Below are 21,174 nucleotides of genomic sequence, written 5' to 3'. Positions count from 1 at the left end.
GACATCGTCCGCCGGGCGATCGAGGCACCTGTGCGTCAGATCGCTGAGAATGCCGGCGCCGAAGGCTCGATTATCGTCGGCAAGCTGCGCGAAAAGACTGACCTTTCCTTCGGCTGGAACGCCCAGACCGGCGAGTATGGTGATCTCTACGCTCAGGGCGTCATTGACCCGGCCAAGGTGGTGCGCACTGCACTGCAGGATGCAGCCTCGGTCGCTGGCCTGCTGGTCACGACAGAAGCGATGATCGCAGAGAAGCCGAAGAAAGACGCCGCTCCGGCGCTGCCCGCTGGCGCCGGCATGGATTTCTAATGACTCACAGGCCCGCCCCATCCGCCGGGGTGGGCCATTTTGGGAGACTAAAGAGTGCCCGAGCCCATTTCGAGAGAAGATGCACGTTTGTGCGCCAGCGTTGTCAAGGAGATCGCTCGAGCGAGAGATATTGTCAAAGATCCGGTCGCGATCGGGAGCTTGACGGCATCCGTCGCCAGACTGTTCAATAGAGGCATGCGCGATCGCGAGGAGCTCCTGGCGGCAGCCATGCAGGCTGTCCCTATGTCGGCTAACTCAACCTCGCAGCAGTGAGAACCTAGGCTCTCAACAAACCACGGAACCATCGATTCGCCAAACCAGCCAAGTTAAGAGAAAGGAAACACGTATTTCTAGTCCGGGAGCAAGCCAGCGCTGACATCAACGCTTTCAGCGCGCTTTAGTCCGGCGCGAGCGCAAAGGCGTCGGGTCGACACAGCCGCGAGAGCGTTGCAATGATTGGTAAGTTTCGCGAAGCTTGGACCTTATGGCTGCACCCTTCAAAACGAGGAGGACGGTTCCTTCGTCCGATTTCACACCTAAGGGACGCAGATGAAGCGCTCTGCAGGCGTCGGGGTCGCCGATCTTATCCCGTCGGTTGCGTCCGTGCCGTGAGTTTATGTCCGTCCGGATCGCGAATATACGCGACGAATGACCCGTTCGGACGCTCCGCGGGAGGGCTCTCGATCGCTTCGCCACCGTGCGTAATGCCGGCTTCGTGCCACGCTAGAACGTGAGCGGCGCTCGCGGCCCCAAGACCAATCGTTCCACCGTTAGCTACGGTCGCCGGCCCTCCATTGATTGGTTTCGTGATCATCAACCGACCACCCTCGTGGACGTAGATCAGCCTGCCTCTCGCATCCATTTCGCCGAGCTTGCCACCCAGCGCAACCAACGTGGCGTCGTAGAAATTTCTGGCTCGCTCCAGATCGTTGCTGCCGATCATGATATGGGTGAACATTTTCTATCTCCGGTAAGATATCAAGCAATCAGAATACCGTTAGCGTCGTCGGTACGCCACGATTAAGGGAATTTGCTACCGTGCAGATCGACCAAGCACGATCGATCAAGGTCTGCGGGTCAGACCCATCCAGTGTCGTGCATCTCACGGATAGGACGGCGTTGGTGGCAACAAGAGGCGCACCATCAAGTTCCAGCTGAACCGTCACGGCTATGTCTCCGATTTCGACACCGAGGTCATGGGCAATATAGCGAAGGTCGTTGCAGTAGCAACCTCCGACTGCCAGACCGAGGAGCTGCCCGCCATTGAAGCCTAGGCCCAACCCGCCGGCCTTGCCTTCCGGCCTATCAACGACAATGGTGTGTCCACCAGCCCAACCAACTGCTGCCTCCGTAGCCGCCATATTGCGCAATTCCACGATCGACTGAACCATTTCCTTAACTCCCTCCGCGAAAGGTTGATGGCACGCTCCTGGCACAAGCTCATTGTGTCAATGGTAAACCAGACCCTTTTTGGGCAGGACGGCCGGCGTGCCATTGCTATCCGGATATCTGAAGGCTGCACGAGATGACTTGTTTCGTGGGGGGGGTGGAACGGGATCTTTCTCGGCGGCAGCGCGTCAAGACAGCGGCCAGCCGGCGGTTGAGCGGTCGTTCAGTCAAATACGTCTTAAATCTTTCATCCGGTGTTTAACCCTCGCATGTAGCCGTCATCCGGTCTCTAAACAGGATGCCGTATGCCGGATTTCTTCACGCTGTTCGTTGTCGTCCTGCTGCTCAATCTTTCACACAGCATGCTGTGGGGAATGATTGCCTATCGGTACAAGGATCTGCTAGCTCCGCGCTATTGGCTTGCCGGTAGCGCGGCAGGTGTAATTGGTGGGCTCGCTCTCTCTGTGCAAGGGGAGAGTGGCCTCATCGCCAACACAGTTGCCGGCAATGGCTTTATCATTCTGGGATTCTATCTGAACCTGTGTGGCACGCGTCAGTTTCACGGTGACAAAGTTCAAGGAGCGAGAACCTCCATCCTAGTCGCTGGCAGCATATTGGCCATGCTCGCGACTTTCCACATGTGGTATGGCCGCAATCCTGTTTACACGCTGGCACAGTCGATACCGCTGATGCTAACCGCCACCTATCTTTTGCGAATACACGGAAGGGATCTCGGAGCGGTCGTCGCCGGCATAGCCATGTTGGCAGGCGTATTGTCCCACATCGTGATCGCCGGCGGCAACGTTCTGATCGTGATTGGCGCAGCGCCTGGTCTCCAACTATATCGGGCTGCGTCGATTGACCTACTGATCTTCCTGTTCGCATCGGTCGTCTGGAACTTTGGATTTCTCATTTCGGCAGTCGAACGGCTGCGCACTGAAGTCGAGCGCCTGGCAAATGAGGATGAGCTGACAGGGATCGCCAATCGCAGACTTTTTATGAAGCACCTGAGCAGTGTTTGCGAAACGGCGCACGGTGGGCAGGGTTTCAGCTTGCTCCTGTTTGATCTCGACAGCTTTAAAACGATCAACGACAAATATGGCCATGCGGCAGGTGACGCTGCCTTGAAGCATGTGGCAGATTTGATCACGAGACAGTTGGGACAGGGCGATGTCTTTGCTCGTCTTGGAGGAGACGAGTTCAGTCTGTTGATGATTGGCGCAGATGTGAACGACGCTGAGGCTATCGCCAAGCGGATCGTTGGCGAAGTCGGGAGCACGCCGCTGCAGTGGGGCCCCCTGCAGGTGCCTCTCTCGGTCAGCATCGGGATCGTTTCACGAGGTCCGTCCGGGTTAAACCCTGAGATCCTTTTGGACAGCGCGGACCGCGCGCTCTACGAGACCAAGCGGCGCGGCCGGAACGGCTATACAGTTTTCGAGGCAACCGACACAGAATCGAATGTCATCCATCTTGCTAAATTTTCCCCATCCGGTTCTGCAGCCGGATCATAGCTTCGCCCTCACGAACCGCCTCTTTTGCCAATAGGTTCGGCGCGAGCAATCCCAGCGGGATGCCAGATACAGGTGAGGACTTTAGCTCTCCCCGTTAGAATGATCATACCCGGCCACAACTCTCGTAAAATAGAACTGACAGAGCATGATTGAAACACCTCGTCTTATTCTTCGTCCGCCGATTTATTCCGATTTCAAGCCTATGATCGAGATGTTCTCGGAAGAGCCTGTGTTACGACAGATCGGCAAGCTCAACCGCAGCGAAATCTGGACCCGGCTCTTACGCGACGTCGGGCACTGGCAGTTGATGGGTTTCGGGCAATTTTCGATAATTGAACGCGCGCAAAACACTTACGCAGGCAAAGTAGGGTTTGCGGTGTTCGAACGCCCGCTGGGCCGAGCGGACACAAATATTGAAATGTCCTGGACTCTTCAAAGCGGGTTCCATGGGCGCGGATATGCGACCGAGGCAGCGCAAGCAGTGCAGCATTGGTTCGAGCGCGATCACAGGCAGCCAACAGCATGTCTTATTGCTGTGGGAAACGTTCTATCACTTCGTCTCGCTGAACGCTTGGGCTACAAAGAAATCGATAAGGTGTGCCGTGACAAGGGAGACGCCATCATCTTACAACGAGATCCTTAAAACATTATCCTAGCTCGGTAGGGAGCCGAGCTGTTCAAGTTCTCGATCGGAAGCGAACCTGTGTTTCCGAGCATTAAGCGCGCTATAATCGTAACGACTTGGGCCATCTCTGAGCGCAGACCGATGATTTGATCGTCACTATTCCGTCGGTCGGTTGCTGAGGCCCGTGGCGGAGCAGCGAGAAATTCCTTCGGCCACCCTCGTGGTGATACCAGCAGTTCGATACTCCTCTGCTGGACCACGTCGCCGTTCAGGATGAGCACGATCAGCTGCCGCGAAACAAGCAATTCGGTTGCTGAAAGGCACGTGCCGCATTCTCGATATTCCAGCCGAACACCCACGCCTCTGCTCTCTGCAGCCAGCCATCCCTCTCTTGGGGACACTCTGTTCTTTCAAGATACGGCATTACTGGATTTTCGCTTGCAGAGAGACCCAGAACCCGGGCGTTTATTCCCCGTTGTTGCCAGTCAAGGATTATTTCAACATCGAAAGTCATTCGATCCTCATGATCGTCGCTGGGCTCTCGCAGGCTTTAGAGCTGCCGAGGCCTTCTGCGAATCAAGGCTTGCTCGAAGCTTACCTCAGCCCATAAAGAGTTCTCACTTCAAGCGGCCGATCGCACTGGTACGTTAGCGTACACAGGGCCTTTAACCAGCTTTTAACCAACCTGCTTGGCGTCGTTTTAACAGCCGCTGTTTTATCGTCTTGTCAAATACAGGATGACGGTCCGCGAATGACTATGCAGCTTCAATCACGGTGGTTTCTACGATGGGTTTTGCCGTTTTGTGCCTCCTTGGCGCTTTGTGGTTTGCTTCTCATCAGTTTGACTTGGGCGGCAGCAAGAACCGATGAAGTCGCGGCACTTCGGCAGCGCGATCTCGTCACGCTCACGGTCGCGAAGCTAAAGGTTGGCGTTGCGCATGATCAGGAAAGCGCAACGGTCTGGGACGATGCCGTCAGAAATGCAACCAGCGGGAACCTCGAATGGATCGAGGCGAACCTGGGCTCCTGGATGCACAGCTATTTCGGCCACGACGCCGCGCTGATCCTGGGGCCCGACCTTTCATCCTTATACGAGTTCTCATCAAATCCAGACCAAGCTCCAACGCCCGGCGATTTTCAGAAGGCCTACCTGCCGCTTGCCAAGACGCTCCAGGCGCGACTGTCTGTCGGAGATACCGAAGGCACCAATGACAGGATCCTATCAATAGGAGAAGCGGATCTCGCCTATGTGGGCTTTCGACCCGCGATCATTAGTGTGAAGCCGATCGTGTCGGACACTGGTAATCTTGAGCAAATTCCTGGCCAAGAGATGCTACACGTGGCAGTCCGCTATCTCGACGGTGATCTGCCCGCGGTGATCGGCCGGGAATACGAGTTCGCTGACCTAGAATTTGCAGCAAAACAGCCGTCAGGACGCAACATCGCCTTCGTACCGCTGATTGCCCGAGATGGGCAGGTATTCGGCTATTTCCGTTGGAAACCATTTCGACCTGGGCAGCACGTACTTGAGGCCACTACCCCTGCCCTCGTGCTCGCGTTCATCGCATTGTTTGCGGGGACCAGTTTGGCTGGAGGCGCAATTTGGCGTCGCTCGGAGCGCTTGGCTGCGAGTCGCGCCGAGCTTAGGCATCAAGCCTCTCACGATGCACTGACAGGTCTTGCAAATCGCGGTCACTTTGGCGAGCAGCTCGATCAAAGGCTCCCAAACGCACAGGCCGACGAGCTGCACTGCGTGTTGTTTGTAGATCTTGATCGCTTCAAGGCTGTCAACGACACGTTCGGCCACCCGGTTGGCGATAAGCTGATCAGTTCGGCCGCAACCCGTATGCGCGACCTTCTCCCTAACGCTCTCATAGCCCGCATAGGAGGCGACGAATTTACGATCCTGCTGCAGGGCGACGACGCGCGGAACGCCGAGGAACTGGTCAGAGAGCTCGTTCATGGTCTGAGAATGCCCTTCGAGATCGAGGCGACGCATATCGTTATTGGTGCAAGCATAGGCGTTGCCTTTGCAGCCGGCTCTTGCGATCCGGTTGAACTGACCCGCCAAGCCGATATAGCGCTTTATCACGCCAAGGCCGCCGGCAGGAACACTTACGCGCTGTTCGGGGAGCATATGGACGAGCTGTTGCGCAAGCGTAGAGCGTTGGAAAACGATCTAAGATCAGCGGTCGAGACCCGGACCCAGTTGGAAACCTTCTACCAGCCGGTGTTTGCTGCAAATAGCGGGGCGCTATGTTCGCTGGAGGCTCTTGCCCGCTGGAACCATTCGACACTTGGCTATATCAGTCCCGATCAGTTCATTCCTCTGGCAGAAGAGATGGGCCTTATCGGCGACATCGGTGCATTTGTGTTGGACGACGCATGCAGGACGCTGGCCGAGCTTCCTGACATCTCGGTGGCAGTCAATGCTTCTACGCTTGAACTTGGATCGCCCGGCTACGCGCTGCGCGTTTTGACAGCTCTGGCCAAGTGGCAGGTAAGCCCGGCCAGGCTGGAAATCGAGATGACTGAAACGGCGACCGCAGACGACCGGGGCGAGCTCGAACGGACAATCTCGATGCTGCGAGCAGCAGGCATTCGCTTCGCTATTGATGACTTCGGAACCGGCTACTCCTCGTTTTCACGCGTGCAAAAGATCGAGATCGACCGGATTAAAATCGACAAGTCCTTTGTTGACGAGATGCATCGCAGCGATAGCAGAGCGCTGGTTGTTGCGATGATCGACATGGCACGAGCGAAGGGCCTCAAGATCACCGCAGAAGGTGTAGAGACCGTAGAGCAACGAGCGGCTCTTGAAAGTCTCGGCTGCGACGATCTCCAGGGTTTCCTTTTATCCCGGCCTTTGCCTCGTCAGGCTGTTGTCGCGCTCGTGACCGGGGCGAAACAAACTCTGAACGTGGCAAGCTCCGGCACCGCCTAAGCAAGAATCAAGCTGCGTGGGCAAGTGGCCACGAAGTAAACCTCTTGACGGGCCACCGCCGTGCTTGTTCACTCATGCTATGTTCAAAGCTCCGAACGCCGCGCAGATCAGAGTTTCTATCGACGAGATCAATCCGGACATCTGGCGCCGCTTGATCCTGCCGGTTCATTGGAACCTGGGACAGTTGCACCTTGGAATCCAGGCCGCTTTCAGTTGGTGGAATTATCATCTCTATGAGTTTCGCATCGGTGGTCTACGTTATGGCGACGTCGAGATCCTGACTGAAGACGCGACTGACGAGGATCCCCGAGTGTTCGATCAGACCGAGGTTCGCCTTCTGGATTTTGAACAAGGCGCCGAATTCAGCTACCACTATGATTTCGGAGACGGCTGGCGGCACACCATCGCGATCGAGGAGTTCTTGACGCTCGCGACTACGCCGAAACAAGGCAGCTGTATTGCCGGCGAAAGAGCGCGCCCTCCTGAAGATGTTGGCGGCGTGTCAGGCTACGAGCGTCTTCTCGAGATCATCGCCGACCCGGATGATCCGGAGTTCGAAGAGACCATTCGCTGGTGCGGTGGTCATTTCGATCCGGAATGGTTCGATCTTGCGATGACGGACAAAGATCTCCGGAATGCTCTTCGGTCGAATGCCAGGCGACGCCTGTATCAACCAAAGCCGAAAGCGGTCTCGAAGAAATGAGTTGAGCATGCAGGCCGTCTCATCGGCAAGAACCCCGTCGATTTGAGAGATTCCGTCGAAGGATCGGCCAATCAACTTACAGGATCAAATGGCCTGTCTGCGACCGCTTCCCGTTATCGATGCTGGAGGCGCTCTCGAAGCCACGAATTTTCCTTGCGGAGTTTTGCCGCGAGCATCGTCCTTAGAAGACGGTTCTCTACCTCGAGCTGCTCGAGATCATCCGGTTCATTTTGCTCGACCGGTATCTGTCTGCGGTCTTGTGGAAGTCGCCGTCCTGCAGGCGATCGGCGCCCGCTGGCAGCAGTTCCCGACTTGCGCCCCCGTATCGCCGGCACGGCAGCGCCAATGTCTTGCTCATCAGCCCTATCCGGCGCTGCGCTGACATCATCGATTGAAACCTCCAAACCAGCAATGTCGACCATGTCGATGCTTGCTGAGGTCGGGGCGGATTGTTCAGGGACATGAGCTGGTGCTGACGTTTCCCCCGGCTTGGAAGGTTTGCTCTGGACTAGAACAACCTCGACATCGCGGGCCACGGACTTCAGGTCCAGATTGCCCCAGATGGAGCTCGGTGCCTTGCTGTCGAGTTTTCGACGACCGGATTTGTATTCTACGACGAAACTACGCTGAGGCTTTTTCATATGGCTGTTGAAGACCTGGGGATGCGCATGGAACGCTGTGTTGGATGGCGGCAGATGTCTACATCAACTTTTGCTGGAATCAAAACGGCGCCAATTGCCTCTTAGCCGGCTTGCAAAAACTCGACGTCCTCCGGTAATCTTGAGCCTGCCGATCAACAGTGCCAGACCCATGACCCAGACAGATCTTCCCTCCTCTGAACGCTCAGAACTCTCCGGCCGCTACACTGAAAACGACATCACCGTCATTGTGGAAATCTTCCGTCCCCCAGCCGGTGATGATTGGCGGATGGAGGTCACAAGCTTAGAAGACCAGGTCACCGAATGGAATGAATCCTTCGCATCTGCGCACGAAGCATGGGAAGAGTTCATCTATGTCGTCAATACGGAAGGTCTCGCGGTCTTCCTCTAGACGCCTTCATCAAGGGAGATATGGTCTGGTGATCGACAGTGACAGACGGCGAATGATGCGGCCCTCAAGATCGACCAGGGCGATCCCGATCGGCGCGTTCTCGAAGGCAAAGTCGAAAAGCGCCAGGCGGGATTCGGGATCATTGGCCGTATAGAGTTCCGCTACCATCTTTCCTCCAAAGACAAGAGCTTTACCGCGACAAGGCCGATTTCCGCGACCAAGCGAAAGTTTTGGTAGAGAGCGCCGGAGCCAAAGGTTTCACCGTCGCCGAGATCAAGAAGGTTTGTGGCGGCGACGTGGAACGATATCTCCTCGGCAGCAGAACGCGATGACCGATGCAAACCGGCAGCAAACACGCGTGTGGCCGATCCGGGAACCTAGGCCTGTCGTGCTTTGCGACTGGCATAGCGCCGATCGCGCTCAGCCTTTCGTGCCGCTTCATCCTCTATCACCCGTGCGATAAGGCTTTTTTCGCGCATATCGCGTGCTTCAGCCTCGGCGGCTGCGGCTTCCAGCTTCTCGGCTTCCTCGGTCACCAGGCGCTCCGACTCCGCAATTTTTACCCGTTCGCGCTCAAGGCGACGCTCTTCCCTGGCCGCCGCGATGGCCATCCGTTCCGCCCGCTTTGCCATAGTGGTTGGCTCGGCTGTGGTCTTTGCACTGCGATAGGCATTCAGGAGAGCAGCCTTTGCCCCTGCTGCTGCGGCGCGGCGATCGGAGAGTTCATTGTTTCTAGCGTTCTTCAAATGTTTGTCCTTGGGTGGATTGCGAAAGAAATTCAGCGGATTTTCGCACGCTTGGCGAGCAGTGAAGCAGTTGCTGCCGTGCGGTCGTGCTCTTCTTTTGCCATCCGTGCTTCGCGAAGCCGCAGGGTCTTTTCCTCGCGGGCACGAACTAGTGAGTCGAGCTCTTCGACAGCGCTGTTGCGCGCGAAGAACTGTGTTTGAGCATCGCCGAAGGCGATCTCGGCCTGCTGGCGAGATTTGCTGTGTGTCTGTGACATGGGGTTCCGGTTCAGGCCGTCCGAATACGGCGGCAACAAAAAAGGCCAGGCAAACTGCCTGACCTTGGTGGGTATCATGCTCTCGACAGTGCCAGTACATCCGTGGTCAACGGAAAGCAGATACCCGGTTGGCTTAGGCAGCCTGCAAATTGCAAGCCGACATCTTGCCCGACTTCACGTCGCGCTCGAGTTCGTAGCCAAGCTTCTGGCCTTCGACAATTTCGCGCATACCAGCACGTTCGACCGCCGAGATGTGGACGAACGCATCAGCGCCGCCATTGTCAGGTTCAATGAAGCCAAAACCCTTGGTGGAGTTAAACCATTTTACTGTGCCGGTGGTCATGATGATGAACCCTTTCAAAGCATGATTGATCGACCGCGCAACAGGTACAACGCGGATGGAGATAGCGATGTTTTTGAAAGGAAGGTTCGTTCAAAGCACGGTGCTAATCGCGCGGTAACCAAAGCTCAGCAAGCAAAATATCGATAAACTACAAATAGAGGCGAGCGGTCCGAAAGTCAACCTTTGGTTCAGGTTACATATTGAGGCCTTATTCTATCGCGCCATATCGCTCTTCTCGGCTTTCTTCACGAGCCCTCGCTAACTGTCCGCATCCTTCGTCGATTTGAGCTTTGTTGTCGATGACGACGAACGTCCATCCTCTCCACCAAATCCATTGTCGAACGAGCCGTCGGTGTAAACTTCAACCGGTCCGGCCGAATCCCCAAGGATGCGTCACTGAGCAAGGATTGCACCCCCGAGCCTGAATGGCGCCGAGATCGCGCCGCCCACCCCGTTCAGCACGATCGCGCCTGTTCCCGCCACCGGGTTGGAGAACCCTTGCCGCAGTTGTGGATAGACCGCTGCCAGCGATGCAAACCGATCATGGTTGGTGCCGTTCAGCGACGGGATTTTCGAGATGTCGACTATATCGAGGTTTTCCTCGATGGCGAGTTCTCGCGTTCTTGGATCATCAATATCCAGGGAGCCCGCAGTTGCCGCGGATCCGGCAAGCCGTTTGGAAAGCGCAAGCGCGACGTCGTCCTTCGACGCCAGCACGACGATCGGCTTGGAAAGCCTGTCTGTCACTGATAACTGCTTGCGCAGAAGATCAATGTCGATGTCGGGCGCTGCGAGAACGAGCTGATCGATTGACCGGACGACGTGCCTCTTCCCCATCAGCGACAGCTGCCGCATCGACTCGACCGCCAGCCATGCACCCATGCTATGCGCCATGATCGTGGGACGCACGCCGACGGCCGAAAGATCGGAGAGGACCTGAGCAAAATCGTCCCGCGCGAAGGCTGCCGAATCCTTGTCGGCGACATATCCTGTCACCTCTGCCTGCGACGGCCAGTCGAAGAGAATGGCCCGCTCCTGGACCTTCGAGTCTGCAGTCATCTGGGCCAGCCTGAAGAGCGCCTCCTGATGGCTGTAGTTGTAGCCATGAACAAAGATTCCGGCGCGCCCATAGACGGGTGACCCGGCCGTACCCCGCGCAAGCGTCGCAAACTCCCCAGCTGTCAGGTCACGTCGGCCGATCACCGCGAAGGACGTCCGCGGATCGGGCTTGGAGACTGGCCATTCAATTTTGGACGGCCGATGTGTCGGTGGGATCGAGAGGGTGACTTCGGAGTATCTTAATCGATCACCTCTGCCAGCGGTGAAAGCCCCGCTCTTGCTGTCATCGGGAACACGGTCGGTCGCGACGAGGATTGCAACACGCGTCGCTTGGTGAACAGGAGCGACGACCATCAGGTTCTCAGGTCCCGGTCGGGCATATGAGGAAAGCGCCGCAATGGCGATGAGGATAAGAAATGTGAGGGCAATGGACGGAACTCTTGACTCGGGTGGCAGGAACTCCCAATCGACATTCCGGGAAGAGCTGGAAAATCGGCATAAGAGTAATCTTCTACCGTGTTGTCACAACAAGTCTATCAACCTGAGACCTGTTCGCTCCACCTGATGCGCGGAAGCCGAAACGGACGTGCTGTTTTTGATGCGTCCGGGTAAGGCAGAGGGCCTTCTTTCGCCTTGATGGTATATGAACTTGCGACCACGTAGTTATTTTTGACGACCCTTTGAAAACACTCAGATCTCAAATTAGGGTCGTCGAACCTTCTCACCTGACTTGAGCAGATCGGGATTGGTCAATTCCACTAGCCTTACATGGTCCGCCACCGGCCGAAATTAGCGATTAAGTTGAAAAGGTACGCTGGGTTCGATCAAAGTAGCGCTAGGCTTGGTCTGTGCGGCTAGCCCTTTGTTCAAGAATAAGAAATTCAAAGCCCATCCCTATTTGTCATTTTGCAACTTATCAGCTGGAACGATCCGATAAAGCTTTTTCCAATCACCACGATCAACACCAGTGCGCTTTAGACGCTGTCGATCCGCGATAAGTGTGTCGATACCAATTAGGATGATCGCATGTTCTGCAAAACAGTGTCGCAGGATAAGCAACGCCGATAAGCTTGTTGAGGGTTTCGACACGTGATAGTGGTCGGGTCATGAACAGCAACCTGATCAACGCAACGATGATGATGCCGCGCTCATAGCGTGGCGGGTTTCGTGCGTCTTCAGTGCACCAGAGACCGCCGTTGAGGCGGTTTTTTTGCGATCCGCCTCAGGGGTTTTACACCCTTCGAGAGGATATTCCCATGGCTCAACCAACCACCTACATCACCACGTCGATACCCTACGTCAACTCATCGCCGCATGTCGGGTTCGCGCTCGAACTTGTGCAGGCGGATGCCTATGCGCGTCACTTTCGACTGCTCGGTCGGGACGTGCGCTTTCAGTGCGGAACCGATGATAACAGCCTGAAAAATGTACGCGCGGCAGAAGCTGCAGGCCAGGCGGTTGCCGACTTCGTCGGCGCCAATGGCGACAGTTTCGAGCGGCTGGGTGAAAAGCTTGACATCTCCAACGACGATTTTGTTCGCACCTCCCGCGATCCCCGGCATGTTGCCTGCGTTCATTCCCTGTGGAATGCCTGCGCGGCGCGCGGCGATCTCTATCGCAAGGCCTATGAAGGTTTTTATTGCGTGGGCTGCGAGCAGTTTTACGATCCATCGGAACTTGATGACGGAAAATGCCCCGAACACGCCGTGGCATTGGAAATCGTTCGGGAAGAAAACTGGTTTTTCCGTCTGTCCCGATACGGCGACCAGATCCTCACGTTGATCGAGGCAGGCGAACTTCAGGTTACGCCGGCGCATCGACGCAACGAAATCACCGCCCTGCTCCGGCGTGGGCTGACCGATATCAGTGTTTCGCGCAGCGCGGAACGAGCGCGGGGATGGGGCGTGCCCGTTCCGGGCGGTGACGAGGTCGTCTATGTCTGGTTCGATGCTCTGGCAAATTACCTGACCGGGCTCGGTCACGGCACGGATGATGCGCTTCGTCGCCATTACTGGACCAGGAGCGGCGCACGGCTTCATTTCGTCGGCAAGGGCATCTCGAAATTCCATGCCATTTACTGGCCGGCCATATTGCTATCCGCCGGTCTGCCGCTGACCACATCCATCTGCGTGCACGGATACCTGACGGTCGATGGCCGAAAGATCGGAAAATCTGCCGGCAACGGAATTGCGCCTGATCGATTGATCGAGGCTTACGGCACGCCGGATGCGCTTCGATATTACCTTTTGCGGCACATCCGCTCCGCAGATGACGGTGACTTTTCCGAGGGCAGGCTGGATGCGGCCTGGTCGGGAGAACTCGGCGGACAACTGGGGAACCTCGCAAACCGGGTTCTCGCACTTCTGGCCACCACATTTGACGGAGTGACGCCGGAAATACCCGAGAGTGCGCTGGTGCGGCAGGCGCAACAGCTTTGCGAAAAGGTCCATCAATCCTTCGAAAATTACGAACTGCATATCGGCCTAAGCGAGATCTTCGCCTATCTGGCCGAGGCGAACAGGCTGTTTACGAGGCAGACACCCTGGGCAGATGCCAAGGCGCTGGCTGGCGAGATCGCGGCGCACGAGCGGACGGTGACCACACAGCGCCTGGCCGCGACCTTGGCGGAGCAGATATATGGCCTTGCCATCATGGCGCGCTGCCTGCTGCCGTTCATTCCACGAGCCGCTGCGGAACTACATGGCAAGCTCGGCATTCCCATAACAACGCACTACCGCCAACCGATTGATGTCAGCGGCCGAAAAACGCAGGCAAATTCGGTTCTTTTTCCACGCAAAGATACTGCATAGACGGTGTCTCCATCATTTTCCGATTGGCGATCATCCATACATCGATCGGGTGTAAACCGCCCGTTTTTCAAGTCATTCGGCAACCCAAGGGATTGCCTGATGCGAAGACCAGAAGGAGAAATTCATGCACTTTGATCCTATCCTGATGATGGGCGGCTCCGGCGCAATCGGCCGCTTGAGCGCTCAAACGTTACGCAACCTGCATACCAACGTGCCATTTCTGATTGCTGGCCGGAACATGGAAAAGGCGCAGGCGGTTGCCGCGGACCTTGGCAACGCCGAAGCCGTGCAACTGAACAACGATGCCGATGATCTCGGATTGGGCAGCCGTAAAGTCGGTGCCGTTGCCGTATTCCACTCGGACGAAAGCCTGGCTGGGTTGCGCTTTGCCAATGCACGCGGCCTGCCCCATCTCAGCATCTCGTCCGGTGTGTTCGAGATCGCGCCCGAAATTGCAACCTTCATGCACAAGCCGAACGCAGGCGCGGTTGTTCTTGGCTATGAATGGCTCGTAGGCGCCACGACGGTGCCCACGCTTGAACTCGTCAAAGCGTTCACCCGCATCGACTCGATCAAGATCGGCGCGCTGGTGGACGAAGAGGATGGTGGCGGACCCGCTGTGGCGGAAGATTTTGAACGCCTGTCCAAAATGATGTCGGCCGCACTCACGCGGCGTGATGGCGCCTATATCTGGCGCGATGGCGATGACAACAAGGCGCTGTTCCGGGCGATTGACGGTACCGAGATCAAAGCCTCGGGCTTTTCATCGATCGATGTCGTAGGCTTGGCAACGGCTACCGGTGCCAGGAGCGTCCAGTTCGATCTCGCAACGGGCGTCAGCTCGACGCGTCGCCGCGGCGAACCGAAATCGACCGAGATCATCATCGAACTGTCCGGCGAGGATCATGATGGTCGGACGCTTGAGACACGACATGCGGTCTTTCACCCCGGAGGGGCTGCACCTTTGACGGCGATGGGCGTGACGATGATCCTTGAACGCCTGACCGGGCTTGACGGTCGGGCGCCGGCTACGCCCGGCCTCTATTTTCCATATCAGTTGATCGAACCGGGGACATTTCTGCATCGGCTGGAAGCCGGCGGCGGCGGCGTGCTGACGCTGGATATTGCCTGAGGTCTGTTATCGGAGACAACGCAGAAGCGGCGGCGAAAACAAGGTTTCGCCGCCGCTCACGCCAGGACCGACATAACCTGAACCGGTTCGCCCAGTTGAGCATAAAAGGCGGCTCTACTTCGGTGGATAGGGTTCGATATCCGCTGCCCAATAATGTTTTGCAATATTCTGGCTATTGCGGATGACGTGGTAGGCGATATCCGGATCGCCCCCTTCAAACGTGTTCGAATCCGCACCACACATCAGGCAATACATTCGCTGATGAACGACGCTCGCGAAATACTGCAGGGCCGGCGCGGATTGTTCCTGTCCCGCCGCTTGCATCTCTTCGGCAGCCTGTCTGGTCACCTCCTGCAATGCCTGGGAGACAGCAGCAGCCAGCGTATCATCGGCGCGTTTGATGATGTCTACGACCTGCTTTTCGGCCGGCGTGAGTATGGGGCAGTTTTCCGCCATGATTTCACCTCTTGTGAGAGTGCGCATCTTCAGGAAGGGTTGTCAGCGCCTATTCCGGCAGCCCGGTCAGGAGACGCATGTATCTGCGGGCATTTTCGGTGAATTCTCGGTCCGTCTCCGAAACATTCTCCAGCCGGTCATGGCGGGCGTCGATTGGCGCCTCGAGGCGCTCATCGATTTGCGGATCGGACGCGCGCGCATGATCGATCAAAACACGGATAGCGGTTTTCACCGCGAAGTCCCGTGCGGCGAGTGTCAGCAACCGGCGTTCGCTCGCATCTTTTTCAATGTCTTCCGGCCGATCCTTTTTCCGCCGTATCACGGCGGGAACCCCGCGCTCCTTTTCCCAGTAGCGAGCGACACTGCGGCCCATATAGAGGATTTCCCATGCGGCTTCGGGATCGCCGCCCGTATTCGTTTGCGGGTCGGCGCCGCATAACCGCAGAAACAGGTGACGAAGTGCTGCATCGGCGAAGTAATCACGCGGCGTTCTGCCGATACCAAGAGATCGAAGCTCAGGCCCGGCGGTTTCAGCGGCACGTTCGATCGCTTCATCGACGGCAGCCAATAGCGCCCTGTCGGCCTCCTGAAATCTGAAGGTTTTTTCCTGCATTCCATCCTCCGGCACCGGCACAGCCATGTTGCTCGGCGCGTGATTTCACTTCTTAAGAACATCCTGCCATTCAGGATGACGGTCGATTTGCGCCTTGGCGAAAGGGCAAAGAGGAATGATGGCGACGCCGTCACGCCTTGCATCTTCAATGGCCTGTCGCACCATCCGTTCCCCGATTTTTCGCCCACGCAAGGCCGAGGGTACGTCCGTATGGTCGATGATGATCAGCCCCTCGCCGGCTCGGCTATAGGTCATCTCGGCTTCGACACCGTCGATGACGAGCCGGTAGCGACCCTTCGACGGACCATCTTCCCGTTCGACCTTTTCATCATCTGCTGCTGGCGCAGGACCTGCGTTCAGCTGTCCTGCATTTTGTGGGCGCACCACGCCTGGCCGGCCATGCGCACAGTCCAGCATTTCGCGATCCCAATTCCCCAGATCGGCGGCAGCTTCGTAGCTGGACATGAGAAACGCCATCAGCGCCGCGTCCGGATCAGCTGCCGACCGCACCGCATCATAAGGCAGGATGAACTCGGAGAGACCTTCGTGCCAGAAGCCTGCATCGGGCCTGATCTCCGCATTACGGAAACCATGTGGCGCCGGATAAGCGTAAGCATAAAAAGCCGGATAGTCCAGGCCGCCACCGCCCGGCCAAAAACCGACTGAGGAGACCTCACGGTCATAGGCCTCCTGCGCAACGTCATCCGGCAAGGCTGGGATTCCGCCTGCATGGAGCGGCGCCGGACGCCCCGAAAAACGGGTGACGGCAAGATCGAAACTACCCCAGAACAGATGAACGGGACTGGACTTTCCGAGAAACGATGTCCGGAATGCCTTGAAGACACGGTCGATCGCCATCAAAGCCTGATGGAATCGCTGTACGGCATCTCGATCATAAACGCGGTCGCGATCGTCCTCCCGGAATGGCACGGGATCCGGCACTTCGTTCGGTTGTCCGTTGAAGCTTGGCGAACCGCCGAGATCCGAGACCAACCGAATAAATCGGGCATGGAACTCTGCAACCGTGGACGGCCCAAGGTCGAAGGACGCAGTGCGACCATCGCCGCTAAAACCCACCACTCTATGATCATGGAAATCGAACAGGATTTCGACCCCGGCTCCATCGGGAATGGATGACGTCGTGAGACCGCGGGGAGTGACGTATAAAGTGGCGTTCCAGGAGTGGTTGAGCCATGGTGTATGGGCCAGCCGGTACTTGCCCACGATCTGCAGGTAGAGATGCAGGGCTGAGCATGTCTCGCGCCAGCTGAGATAGTCGAGACTAGGCCACTCGTTGTTCATTTGGCATTCCTCCGTGTCTTTTTTGGCATGGTCTTCAAGCCGCTCTGCAACTCTTTCCACCGGCCACGGACTTAATCCGGGAGCGGAATGTGTTCGTCGCGGTCGTCAATCGGAAGGTCGAAACGTCCCTTGCCCCAGTTTTGGGCGCGCCATTCCGCCTTTGCTGCTTCAATGCGCTCTTGCGAGGAGGCGACAAAATTCCACCAGATGTAACGTGGTCCAGAGAGCGTTGCGCCCCCAAGAATCATCAGCCTGGATCCCATTTCGCCAGCCACGACCGTAATTTTATCGCCGGGGCGAAAAACCATCATCTGCGGTGCCTCGAAATTCTGTCCGGCAACTGAAATCGAGCCTTCGACGATATAGATGCCCCGGTCCTCGTGATTGTCCGGCATAGGCAGACGTGCACCCGCCTCCAGCACGACATCCGCATAAAACGTCTCGGAAAGCATGGTGGCCGGGGCGTTCTCGCCATAGGCGTTTCCGAGAATGAGGCGCAGTGAAACTCCCCTATCTTCGATCACCGGCAGGGTTTCCTGGCCGTGGTGCTCGAACGTCGGATCCATATCCTCATGGGCTTCCGGGAGAGCAAGCCAAGTCTGGATACCGAACAGGCTGTTTGGCCCGGTTCGAGCGGTAGCAGTTGTCCGCTCCGAATGGGTCACGCCACGTCCCGCCACCATCCAGTTCAGTGCGCCGGGCCGGATAACCTGGTCCGCTCCAGTGCTGTCACGGTGGTGGAAATCGCCGCGGAAGAGATAAGTGACGGTGCCAAGACCAATGTGCGGATGGGGACGGACGTCAATACCCTGTCCAGTCAACAGCTCAGCCGGCCCTGCCTGGTCGAAGAAGATGAACGGGCCTACCATCTGCCGCTTCGGCGCCGGCAGGGCACGCCGCACCTCGAAGCCGCCGATATCGCGAGCCCGAGGCACGATAAGCGCTTCGATCGCCTCGATACCGACCTCATCAGGACAGCCCGGTTCGATTGCAGGGTTCCAACTCATTTGCGCAACCTTTCTTTTCGTCTGTTTATCTATGCGTCGAGAACATTGGCTACGGGTACCCCGTTCACCGACTCATTCGGATGCCGGCGTTTTTCGAAGGAAGCGATCAAGAACTCGCAGAGGATACGGACTTTGCGGGCGGGATGCGGGCTGGAAGGCCTCACGACATAAATGGTGCCGACTGGCAACGGAAAGCGGGGCATCACCGGGACGAGCGCTCCGGACGCCAGATATTCATGAGTCACGCAGTCGGGAAGCCATGCAAGGCCGAGTCCTGCCGCCGCCGCGCTTGCAAGGGCGGCGCCATTGTCAGAACTGAAGCGCCCTTGTGGCTGCACAGTGACGATCCTGTCGTTTTCTGTAAACCGCCACGCCTCAGCTCCTATCAAGCCCTGATGCGCTGCGATATCGCCCGGTGTTTCAGGCAGACCATACCGCCTTATGTAAGCCGGGCTGGCGACAAGCTTTCCATAAATCTCTCCCACGCGCCTCGATATGAGATTGGAGTCAGGCAGTAGGCCGACCCGAATTGCGCAGTCGAACCCGTCCGCGACGAGATCGACGAACCGGTCGCTATATTCGGCATGGATCTGAAGCTGTGGGTGATGGCTGGCCATTTCGGCAAGCACGGGTGCAAAATACATCGGCCCCGATGTCAGCGGTACGGCAACTCTCAACCGTCCACGAAGATCACCATCTGGCAATATCGTCTCGCGTGCAATCTCGATCTCGCTACAGGTTTTTGCTGCAAACTCGCGGAATGTCACGCCCGCCTCCGTCAGGCCAGCGCCTCGTGTGGTGCGCGCAAGAAGCTGGACACCGAGTTCCAACTCTATCCGTGCGAGCCGGCGGCTGACCATCGATTTGGAAATTCCCAAACGCCGCGCCGCCGGCGAGACGCCTCCGGTATCGGCAACTTCGACAAATGTCCGCAGATCTTCGATATTCACTCGCTCCTCCCTTTTTCGATCAGGCTCGACTAAATTCTTCGTGCTGCCCTCACGATCGGCGCGACCTCCGTGCCCAGAAGTTCGATGGATCGCTTCATTGCCGTAGTATCAAGCGAGGCCGTACTCATCTGGAAGGTGATGCGGGAAATGCCGCCGAGTATTTTGCTGGCCTTCTGCATTTTGGCTGCCACAGTCTGCGGATCACCAACAAGGAATGCGCCCTCCGGGCCGGCCATCGCGTCGAACTGCTGGCGTGTCGGCGGCGACCATCCGCGCTCCCGACCAATCTTTGAGGTGAGATGGGCCCAGCCAGGAAAAAAGGCATCACCGGCGGCCGCATTTGTCTCGCCGATAAAACCGATTGCGTGGATGCCAACCCTCAGAGCATCAGGGCTATGTCCAGCACGCTCCCCCGCCTCTTTGTAGAGATCGACAAGTGGACGGAACCGTTCAAAATTGCCGCCAATGATGGCCACCATCAGCGGGAGGCCGAGTGCACCTGCCCGTGCGAAGGACTGGGGCGTGCCGCCGACGCCTACCCAAACCGGAAGCCGTAATTGATGAGGGCGCGGAAAGACACCTTGTTCCTTGAGCGACGCGCGGAAACGCCCCTCCCAAGTGATATTCGTCGTTTCGCCAAGCGCGAGCAACAGGTCGAGTTTTTCTGCGAAAAGGTCGTCGTAGTCGCGTGTTTCCAGGCCAAACAGCGGGTAAGCCTCGACAAACGAACCGCGACCGACAACGATTTCCGCGCGCCCTTTGGAAATCAGGTCGAGTGTTGCAAATTCCTGAAAGACACGCACCGGATCGGCGGCGCTCAGAACTGTTACCGCGCTTGTCAACCTGATCCGGCTGGTGCGCGCTGCAGCTGCGGCCAGTATGACAGCCGGTGCGGAATCGAGGAATTCTCCACGGTGATGCTCACCAATGCCAAACACGTCCAGCCCGACACGATCAGCAAGCTCGACCTCCTCAATCAGTTCAGCCATGCGAACTGTGGGCGATGGAAATCGACCTGTCGCCGGATCAGGAAGTATTGCGGCAAAACTATCGATACCGATTTCCATGTGCGATCCTTGCAATCCGCTATTCACTGCTGCGGTCGGAGCTATGATCGGCCCAAACGCGTTGGTGGCAGGCCTACGCAGAAGTTTGGGGATGGCCGGAGACACGTCATCTCATGGCGATCAACAATGTTTCAGATGGCTCGACCTGTAATACGTAGAAGGGACGACGAGGATTTTGGAACATCGCAATTCACGCGACTTTGCCTTCGATATCCACGTCGTCCCGGCTTGGTTTTAGTGCCCGCCCTTGGTCGTTGGGATCGGTGTGTTGAGCAATTGCTGTTCCCACAGATACGCTATGCCGCTGCCGCTCATGTGTGAAATGAGAACTTCTGTTAGTTCCTCAACGTGCTCAGTTCTCGCCCAGTCCCGCTGCCATTCACCAGCCAAAGCCATCCAAGTCATCATGTTGACGCCAGCTGCGATCATTCGCTGGATGGCCACTTGATGAGACTCGGTGGAGCTTCCGCCCGATGCATCGGTAATAACCGTCACGTCCCAACCTTCGCCGGCAGCCTGGATTGCAGGCATCGCGACGCAGACTTCTGTCCACAGGCCTGCGATGATCAGCTGCTTGCGGCCAGTCGCTTTTACGAGTTCCACCACCTTTTCGTCCTCCCAGGTGTTCACCCAGGTTCGGTCGATGACTTCCTGTCCCGGGAAGACGTCTGTGATCTGCTTGAAGAGCTTGCCACCGCGGTCCGCGATAACGCTTGTCAGGATCGTCGGAACGTCGAAAGCCTTCGCCAGCTTTGAAAGGGCGGTCACGTTGTTAACGACAGCCTGGGGGTCATGGCTATTGACGTTGGTAAGCTGGTAGGGTTGGTGATCAATAAGGACGAGGACAGAATCTTCGGGGCGGAGTAGGGAATTGAGGCCGTTACGAAAGGTCATGGATAAT

At 57.1% G+C, this 21,174-nt stretch carries 24 protein-coding genes; 8 read left to right on the top strand and 16 right to left on the bottom strand.

Annotation, left to right across the window (positions count from 1 at the left end; translation table 11 throughout):
* A partial coding sequence (locus JZX87_RS27130; RefSeq protein WP_286195095.1) for a TCP-1/cpn60 chaperonin family protein occupies nucleotides 1-309 on the top strand: 309 nt, incomplete at its 5' end.
* Between the two features lie 583 nt (nucleotides 310-892).
* Here JZX87_RS27130 and JZX87_RS27125 read toward each other — a convergent pair.
* Nucleotides 893-1,267: a VOC family protein gene (locus JZX87_RS27125; RefSeq protein WP_153353332.1), complete on the bottom strand. Its 375-nt coding sequence runs from the start codon at nucleotides 1,265-1,267 to the stop codon at nucleotides 893-895.
* A gap of 28 nt (nucleotides 1,268-1,295) precedes the next feature.
* Entirely contained in the window at nucleotides 1,296-1,700 is a 405-nt protein-coding gene (locus JZX87_RS27120; RefSeq protein WP_153353331.1) for an OsmC family protein, read from the bottom strand.
* A gap of 303 nt (nucleotides 1,701-2,003) precedes the next feature.
* Between JZX87_RS27120 and JZX87_RS27115 the strand changes: the two genes are divergently transcribed.
* Together JZX87_RS27115 and JZX87_RS27110 are read left to right on the top strand one after the other, a co-directional pair.
* Nucleotides 2,004-3,209: a GGDEF domain-containing protein gene (locus JZX87_RS27115; RefSeq protein WP_206828964.1), complete on the top strand. Its 1,206-nt coding sequence runs from the start codon at nucleotides 2,004-2,006 to the stop codon at nucleotides 3,207-3,209.
* 145 nt (nucleotides 3,210-3,354) lie between these two features.
* A complete protein-coding gene (locus JZX87_RS27110; protein ID WP_153353329.1) occupies nucleotides 3,355-3,852 on the top strand; it encodes a GNAT family N-acetyltransferase in 498 nt (165 codons plus the stop codon).
* Between the two features lie 265 nt (nucleotides 3,853-4,117).
* Here JZX87_RS27110 and JZX87_RS27105 read toward each other — a convergent pair whose 3' ends face one another.
* Nucleotides 4,118-4,348, bottom strand: a complete 231-nt coding sequence (locus JZX87_RS27105) for a CrpP-related protein (RefSeq protein ID WP_153353328.1) — start codon at nucleotides 4,346-4,348, stop codon at nucleotides 4,118-4,120.
* 237 nt (nucleotides 4,349-4,585) lie between these two features.
* On the opposite strand from JZX87_RS27105, the gene JZX87_RS27100 reads away from it, so the two are divergent.
* Nucleotides 4,586-6,778 carry a bifunctional diguanylate cyclase/phosphodiesterase gene (locus JZX87_RS27100; RefSeq protein WP_206828963.1) on the top strand — a complete coding sequence of 731 codons (2,193 nt, stop codon included), beginning with the start codon at nucleotides 4,586-4,588 and terminating at the stop codon, nucleotides 6,776-6,778.
* A gap of 79 nt (nucleotides 6,779-6,857) precedes the next feature.
* Nucleotides 6,858-7,481: a plasmid pRiA4b ORF-3 family protein gene (locus JZX87_RS27095; protein ID WP_206828967.1), complete on the top strand. Its 624-nt coding sequence runs from the start codon at nucleotides 6,858-6,860 to the stop codon at nucleotides 7,479-7,481.
* 113 nt (nucleotides 7,482-7,594) lie between these two features.
* Here the strand turns inward: JZX87_RS27095 and JZX87_RS27090 are convergent, their stop codons facing one another.
* Entirely contained in the window at nucleotides 7,595-8,122 is a 528-nt protein-coding gene (locus JZX87_RS27090; protein ID WP_206828962.1) for a hypothetical protein, read from the bottom strand.
* Nucleotides 8,123-8,291: 169 nt separating this feature from the next.
* On the opposite strand from JZX87_RS27090, the gene JZX87_RS27085 reads away from it, so the two are divergent.
* Nucleotides 8,292-8,531 carry a hypothetical protein gene (locus JZX87_RS27085; RefSeq protein ID WP_206828961.1) on the top strand — a complete coding sequence of 80 codons (240 nt, stop codon included), beginning with the start codon at nucleotides 8,292-8,294 and terminating at the stop codon, nucleotides 8,529-8,531.
* Between the two features lie 9 nt (nucleotides 8,532-8,540).
* Here the strand turns inward: JZX87_RS27085 and JZX87_RS27080 are convergent, their stop codons facing one another.
* From JZX87_RS27080 to JZX87_RS27060, 5 genes are all read right to left on the bottom strand, one after another.
* Nucleotides 8,541-8,699, bottom strand: a complete 159-nt coding sequence (locus JZX87_RS27080; protein WP_153353324.1) for a hypothetical protein — start codon at nucleotides 8,697-8,699, stop codon at nucleotides 8,541-8,543.
* Nucleotides 8,700-8,908: 209 nt separating this feature from the next.
* On the bottom strand, nucleotides 8,909-9,277 hold the full coding sequence (locus JZX87_RS27075) for a DUF6481 family protein (RefSeq protein WP_153353323.1): 369 nt from the start codon (nucleotides 9,275-9,277) through the stop codon (nucleotides 8,909-8,911).
* Between the two features lie 32 nt (nucleotides 9,278-9,309).
* Nucleotides 9,310-9,534 (bottom strand): hypothetical protein, encoded by a 225-nt coding sequence (locus tag JZX87_RS27070; protein WP_153353392.1) that lies wholly within the window; start codon nucleotides 9,532-9,534, stop codon nucleotides 9,310-9,312.
* A 133-nt stretch (nucleotides 9,535-9,667) separates the two neighbouring features.
* Nucleotides 9,668-9,877 carry a cold-shock protein gene (locus JZX87_RS27065; RefSeq protein WP_112506291.1) on the bottom strand — a complete coding sequence of 70 codons (210 nt, stop codon included), beginning with the start codon at nucleotides 9,875-9,877 and terminating at the stop codon, nucleotides 9,668-9,670.
* Between the two features lie 393 nt (nucleotides 9,878-10,270).
* Nucleotides 10,271-11,290, bottom strand: a complete 1,020-nt coding sequence (locus JZX87_RS27060) for an alpha/beta hydrolase (RefSeq protein WP_206828960.1) — start codon at nucleotides 11,288-11,290, stop codon at nucleotides 10,271-10,273.
* A 902-nt stretch (nucleotides 11,291-12,192) separates the two neighbouring features.
* Between JZX87_RS27060 and JZX87_RS27055 the strand changes: the two genes are divergently transcribed.
* Both JZX87_RS27055 and JZX87_RS27050 read left to right on the top strand, forming a co-directional pair.
* Nucleotides 12,193-13,746 carry a methionine--tRNA ligase gene (locus tag JZX87_RS27055; protein ID WP_206828959.1) on the top strand — a complete coding sequence of 518 codons (1,554 nt, stop codon included), beginning with the start codon at nucleotides 12,193-12,195 and terminating at the stop codon, nucleotides 13,744-13,746.
* Between the two features lie 124 nt (nucleotides 13,747-13,870).
* Complete coding sequence (locus JZX87_RS27050) at nucleotides 13,871-14,878, top strand: NAD(P)-dependent oxidoreductase (protein ID WP_206828958.1); 1,008 nt, start codon at nucleotides 13,871-13,873, stop codon at nucleotides 14,876-14,878.
* 114 nt (nucleotides 14,879-14,992) lie between these two features.
* Here the strand turns inward: JZX87_RS27050 and JZX87_RS27045 are convergent, their stop codons facing one another.
* From JZX87_RS27045 to JZX87_RS27015, 7 genes are all read right to left on the bottom strand, one after another.
* Nucleotides 14,993-15,334: a hypothetical protein gene (locus JZX87_RS27045; RefSeq protein WP_206828957.1), complete on the bottom strand. Its 342-nt coding sequence runs from the start codon at nucleotides 15,332-15,334 to the stop codon at nucleotides 14,993-14,995.
* 49 nt (nucleotides 15,335-15,383) lie between these two features.
* Complete coding sequence (locus tag JZX87_RS27040; RefSeq protein WP_206828956.1) at nucleotides 15,384-15,947, bottom strand: hypothetical protein; 564 nt, start codon at nucleotides 15,945-15,947, stop codon at nucleotides 15,384-15,386.
* Between the two features lie 45 nt (nucleotides 15,948-15,992).
* Complete coding sequence (locus tag JZX87_RS27035; protein WP_206828955.1) at nucleotides 15,993-17,249, bottom strand: DUF5996 family protein; 1,257 nt, start codon at nucleotides 17,247-17,249, stop codon at nucleotides 15,993-15,995.
* A gap of 71 nt (nucleotides 17,250-17,320) precedes the next feature.
* Nucleotides 17,321-18,256: a pirin family protein gene (locus JZX87_RS27030; RefSeq protein ID WP_206828954.1), complete on the bottom strand. Its 936-nt coding sequence runs from the start codon at nucleotides 18,254-18,256 to the stop codon at nucleotides 17,321-17,323.
* 29 nt (nucleotides 18,257-18,285) lie between these two features.
* On the bottom strand, nucleotides 18,286-19,206 hold the full coding sequence (locus JZX87_RS27025; protein WP_206828953.1) for a LysR family transcriptional regulator: 921 nt from the start codon (nucleotides 19,204-19,206) through the stop codon (nucleotides 18,286-18,288).
* 29 nt (nucleotides 19,207-19,235) lie between these two features.
* The gene (locus JZX87_RS27020; RefSeq protein WP_206828952.1) at nucleotides 19,236-20,273 is read right to left on the bottom strand and encodes an LLM class flavin-dependent oxidoreductase; all 1,038 of its coding nucleotides are present in this window, start codon (nucleotides 20,271-20,273) and stop codon (nucleotides 19,236-19,238) included.
* A gap of 234 nt (nucleotides 20,274-20,507) precedes the next feature.
* Complete coding sequence (locus JZX87_RS27015) at nucleotides 20,508-21,167, bottom strand: hydrolase (protein ID WP_183687809.1); 660 nt, start codon at nucleotides 21,165-21,167, stop codon at nucleotides 20,508-20,510.
* Nucleotides 21,168-21,174 lie beyond the last annotated feature (7 nt).

The organism is Agrobacterium sp. Ap1 (assembly GCF_017313375.1).
Classification (GTDB): domain Bacteria; phylum Pseudomonadota; class Alphaproteobacteria; order Rhizobiales; family Rhizobiaceae; genus Neorhizobium; species Neorhizobium cellulosilyticum.
The sequence above is the reverse complement of the archived record's forward strand: the minus strand, read 5'-3'. Positions and strand labels throughout refer to the sequence as shown.

Excerpts from the sequence above, each read along its gene's own strand:
- JZX87_RS27125 (WP_153353332.1), bottom strand. The coding sequence starts at position 1,267 with ATGTTCACCCATATCATGATCGGCAGCAACGATCTGGAGCGAGCCAGA.
- JZX87_RS27120 (WP_153353331.1), bottom strand. The coding sequence starts at position 1,700 with ATGGTTCAGTCGATCGTGGAATTGCGCAATATGGCGGCTACGGAGGCA.
- JZX87_RS27115 (WP_206828964.1), top strand. The coding sequence starts at position 2,004 with ATGCCGGATTTCTTCACGCTGTTCGTTGTCGTCCTGCTGCTCAATCTT.
- JZX87_RS27110 (WP_153353329.1), top strand. The coding sequence starts at position 3,355 with ATGATTGAAACACCTCGTCTTATTCTTCGTCCGCCGATTTATTCCGAT.
- JZX87_RS27105 (WP_153353328.1), bottom strand. The coding sequence starts at position 4,348 with ATGACTTTCGATGTTGAAATAATCCTTGACTGGCAACAACGGGGAATA.
- JZX87_RS27100 (WP_206828963.1), top strand. The coding sequence starts at position 4,586 with ATGACTATGCAGCTTCAATCACGGTGGTTTCTACGATGGGTTTTGCCG.
- JZX87_RS27095 (WP_206828967.1), top strand. The coding sequence starts at position 6,858 with ATGTTCAAAGCTCCGAACGCCGCGCAGATCAGAGTTTCTATCGACGAG.
- JZX87_RS27090 (WP_206828962.1), bottom strand. The coding sequence starts at position 8,122 with ATGAAAAAGCCTCAGCGTAGTTTCGTCGTAGAATACAAATCCGGTCGT.
- JZX87_RS27085 (WP_206828961.1), top strand. The coding sequence starts at position 8,292 with ATGACCCAGACAGATCTTCCCTCCTCTGAACGCTCAGAACTCTCCGGC.
- JZX87_RS27080 (WP_153353324.1), bottom strand. The coding sequence starts at position 8,699 with ATGGTAGCGGAACTCTATACGGCCAATGATCCCGAATCCCGCCTGGCG.
- JZX87_RS27070 (WP_153353392.1), bottom strand. The coding sequence starts at position 9,534 with ATGTCACAGACACACAGCAAATCTCGCCAGCAGGCCGAGATCGCCTTC.
- JZX87_RS27065 (WP_112506291.1), bottom strand. The coding sequence starts at position 9,877 with ATGACCACCGGCACAGTAAAATGGTTTAACTCCACCAAGGGTTTTGGC.
- JZX87_RS27060 (WP_206828960.1), bottom strand. The coding sequence starts at position 11,290 with ATGGTCGTCGCTCCTGTTCACCAAGCGACGCGTGTTGCAATCCTCGTC.
- JZX87_RS27055 (WP_206828959.1), top strand. The coding sequence starts at position 12,193 with ATGGCTCAACCAACCACCTACATCACCACGTCGATACCCTACGTCAAC.
- JZX87_RS27050 (WP_206828958.1), top strand. The coding sequence starts at position 13,871 with ATGCACTTTGATCCTATCCTGATGATGGGCGGCTCCGGCGCAATCGGC.
- JZX87_RS27045 (WP_206828957.1), bottom strand. The coding sequence starts at position 15,334 with ATGGCGGAAAACTGCCCCATACTCACGCCGGCCGAAAAGCAGGTCGTA.
- JZX87_RS27040 (WP_206828956.1), bottom strand. The coding sequence starts at position 15,947 with ATGCAGGAAAAAACCTTCAGATTTCAGGAGGCCGACAGGGCGCTATTG.
- JZX87_RS27035 (WP_206828955.1), bottom strand. The coding sequence starts at position 17,249 with ATGAACAACGAGTGGCCTAGTCTCGACTATCTCAGCTGGCGCGAGACA.
- JZX87_RS27030 (WP_206828954.1), bottom strand. The coding sequence starts at position 18,256 with ATGAGTTGGAACCCTGCAATCGAACCGGGCTGTCCTGATGAGGTCGGT.
- JZX87_RS27020 (WP_206828952.1), bottom strand. The coding sequence starts at position 20,273 with ATGGAAATCGGTATCGATAGTTTTGCCGCAATACTTCCTGATCCGGCG.
- JZX87_RS27015 (WP_183687809.1), bottom strand. The coding sequence starts at position 21,167 with ATGACCTTTCGTAACGGCCTCAATTCCCTACTCCGCCCCGAAGATTCT.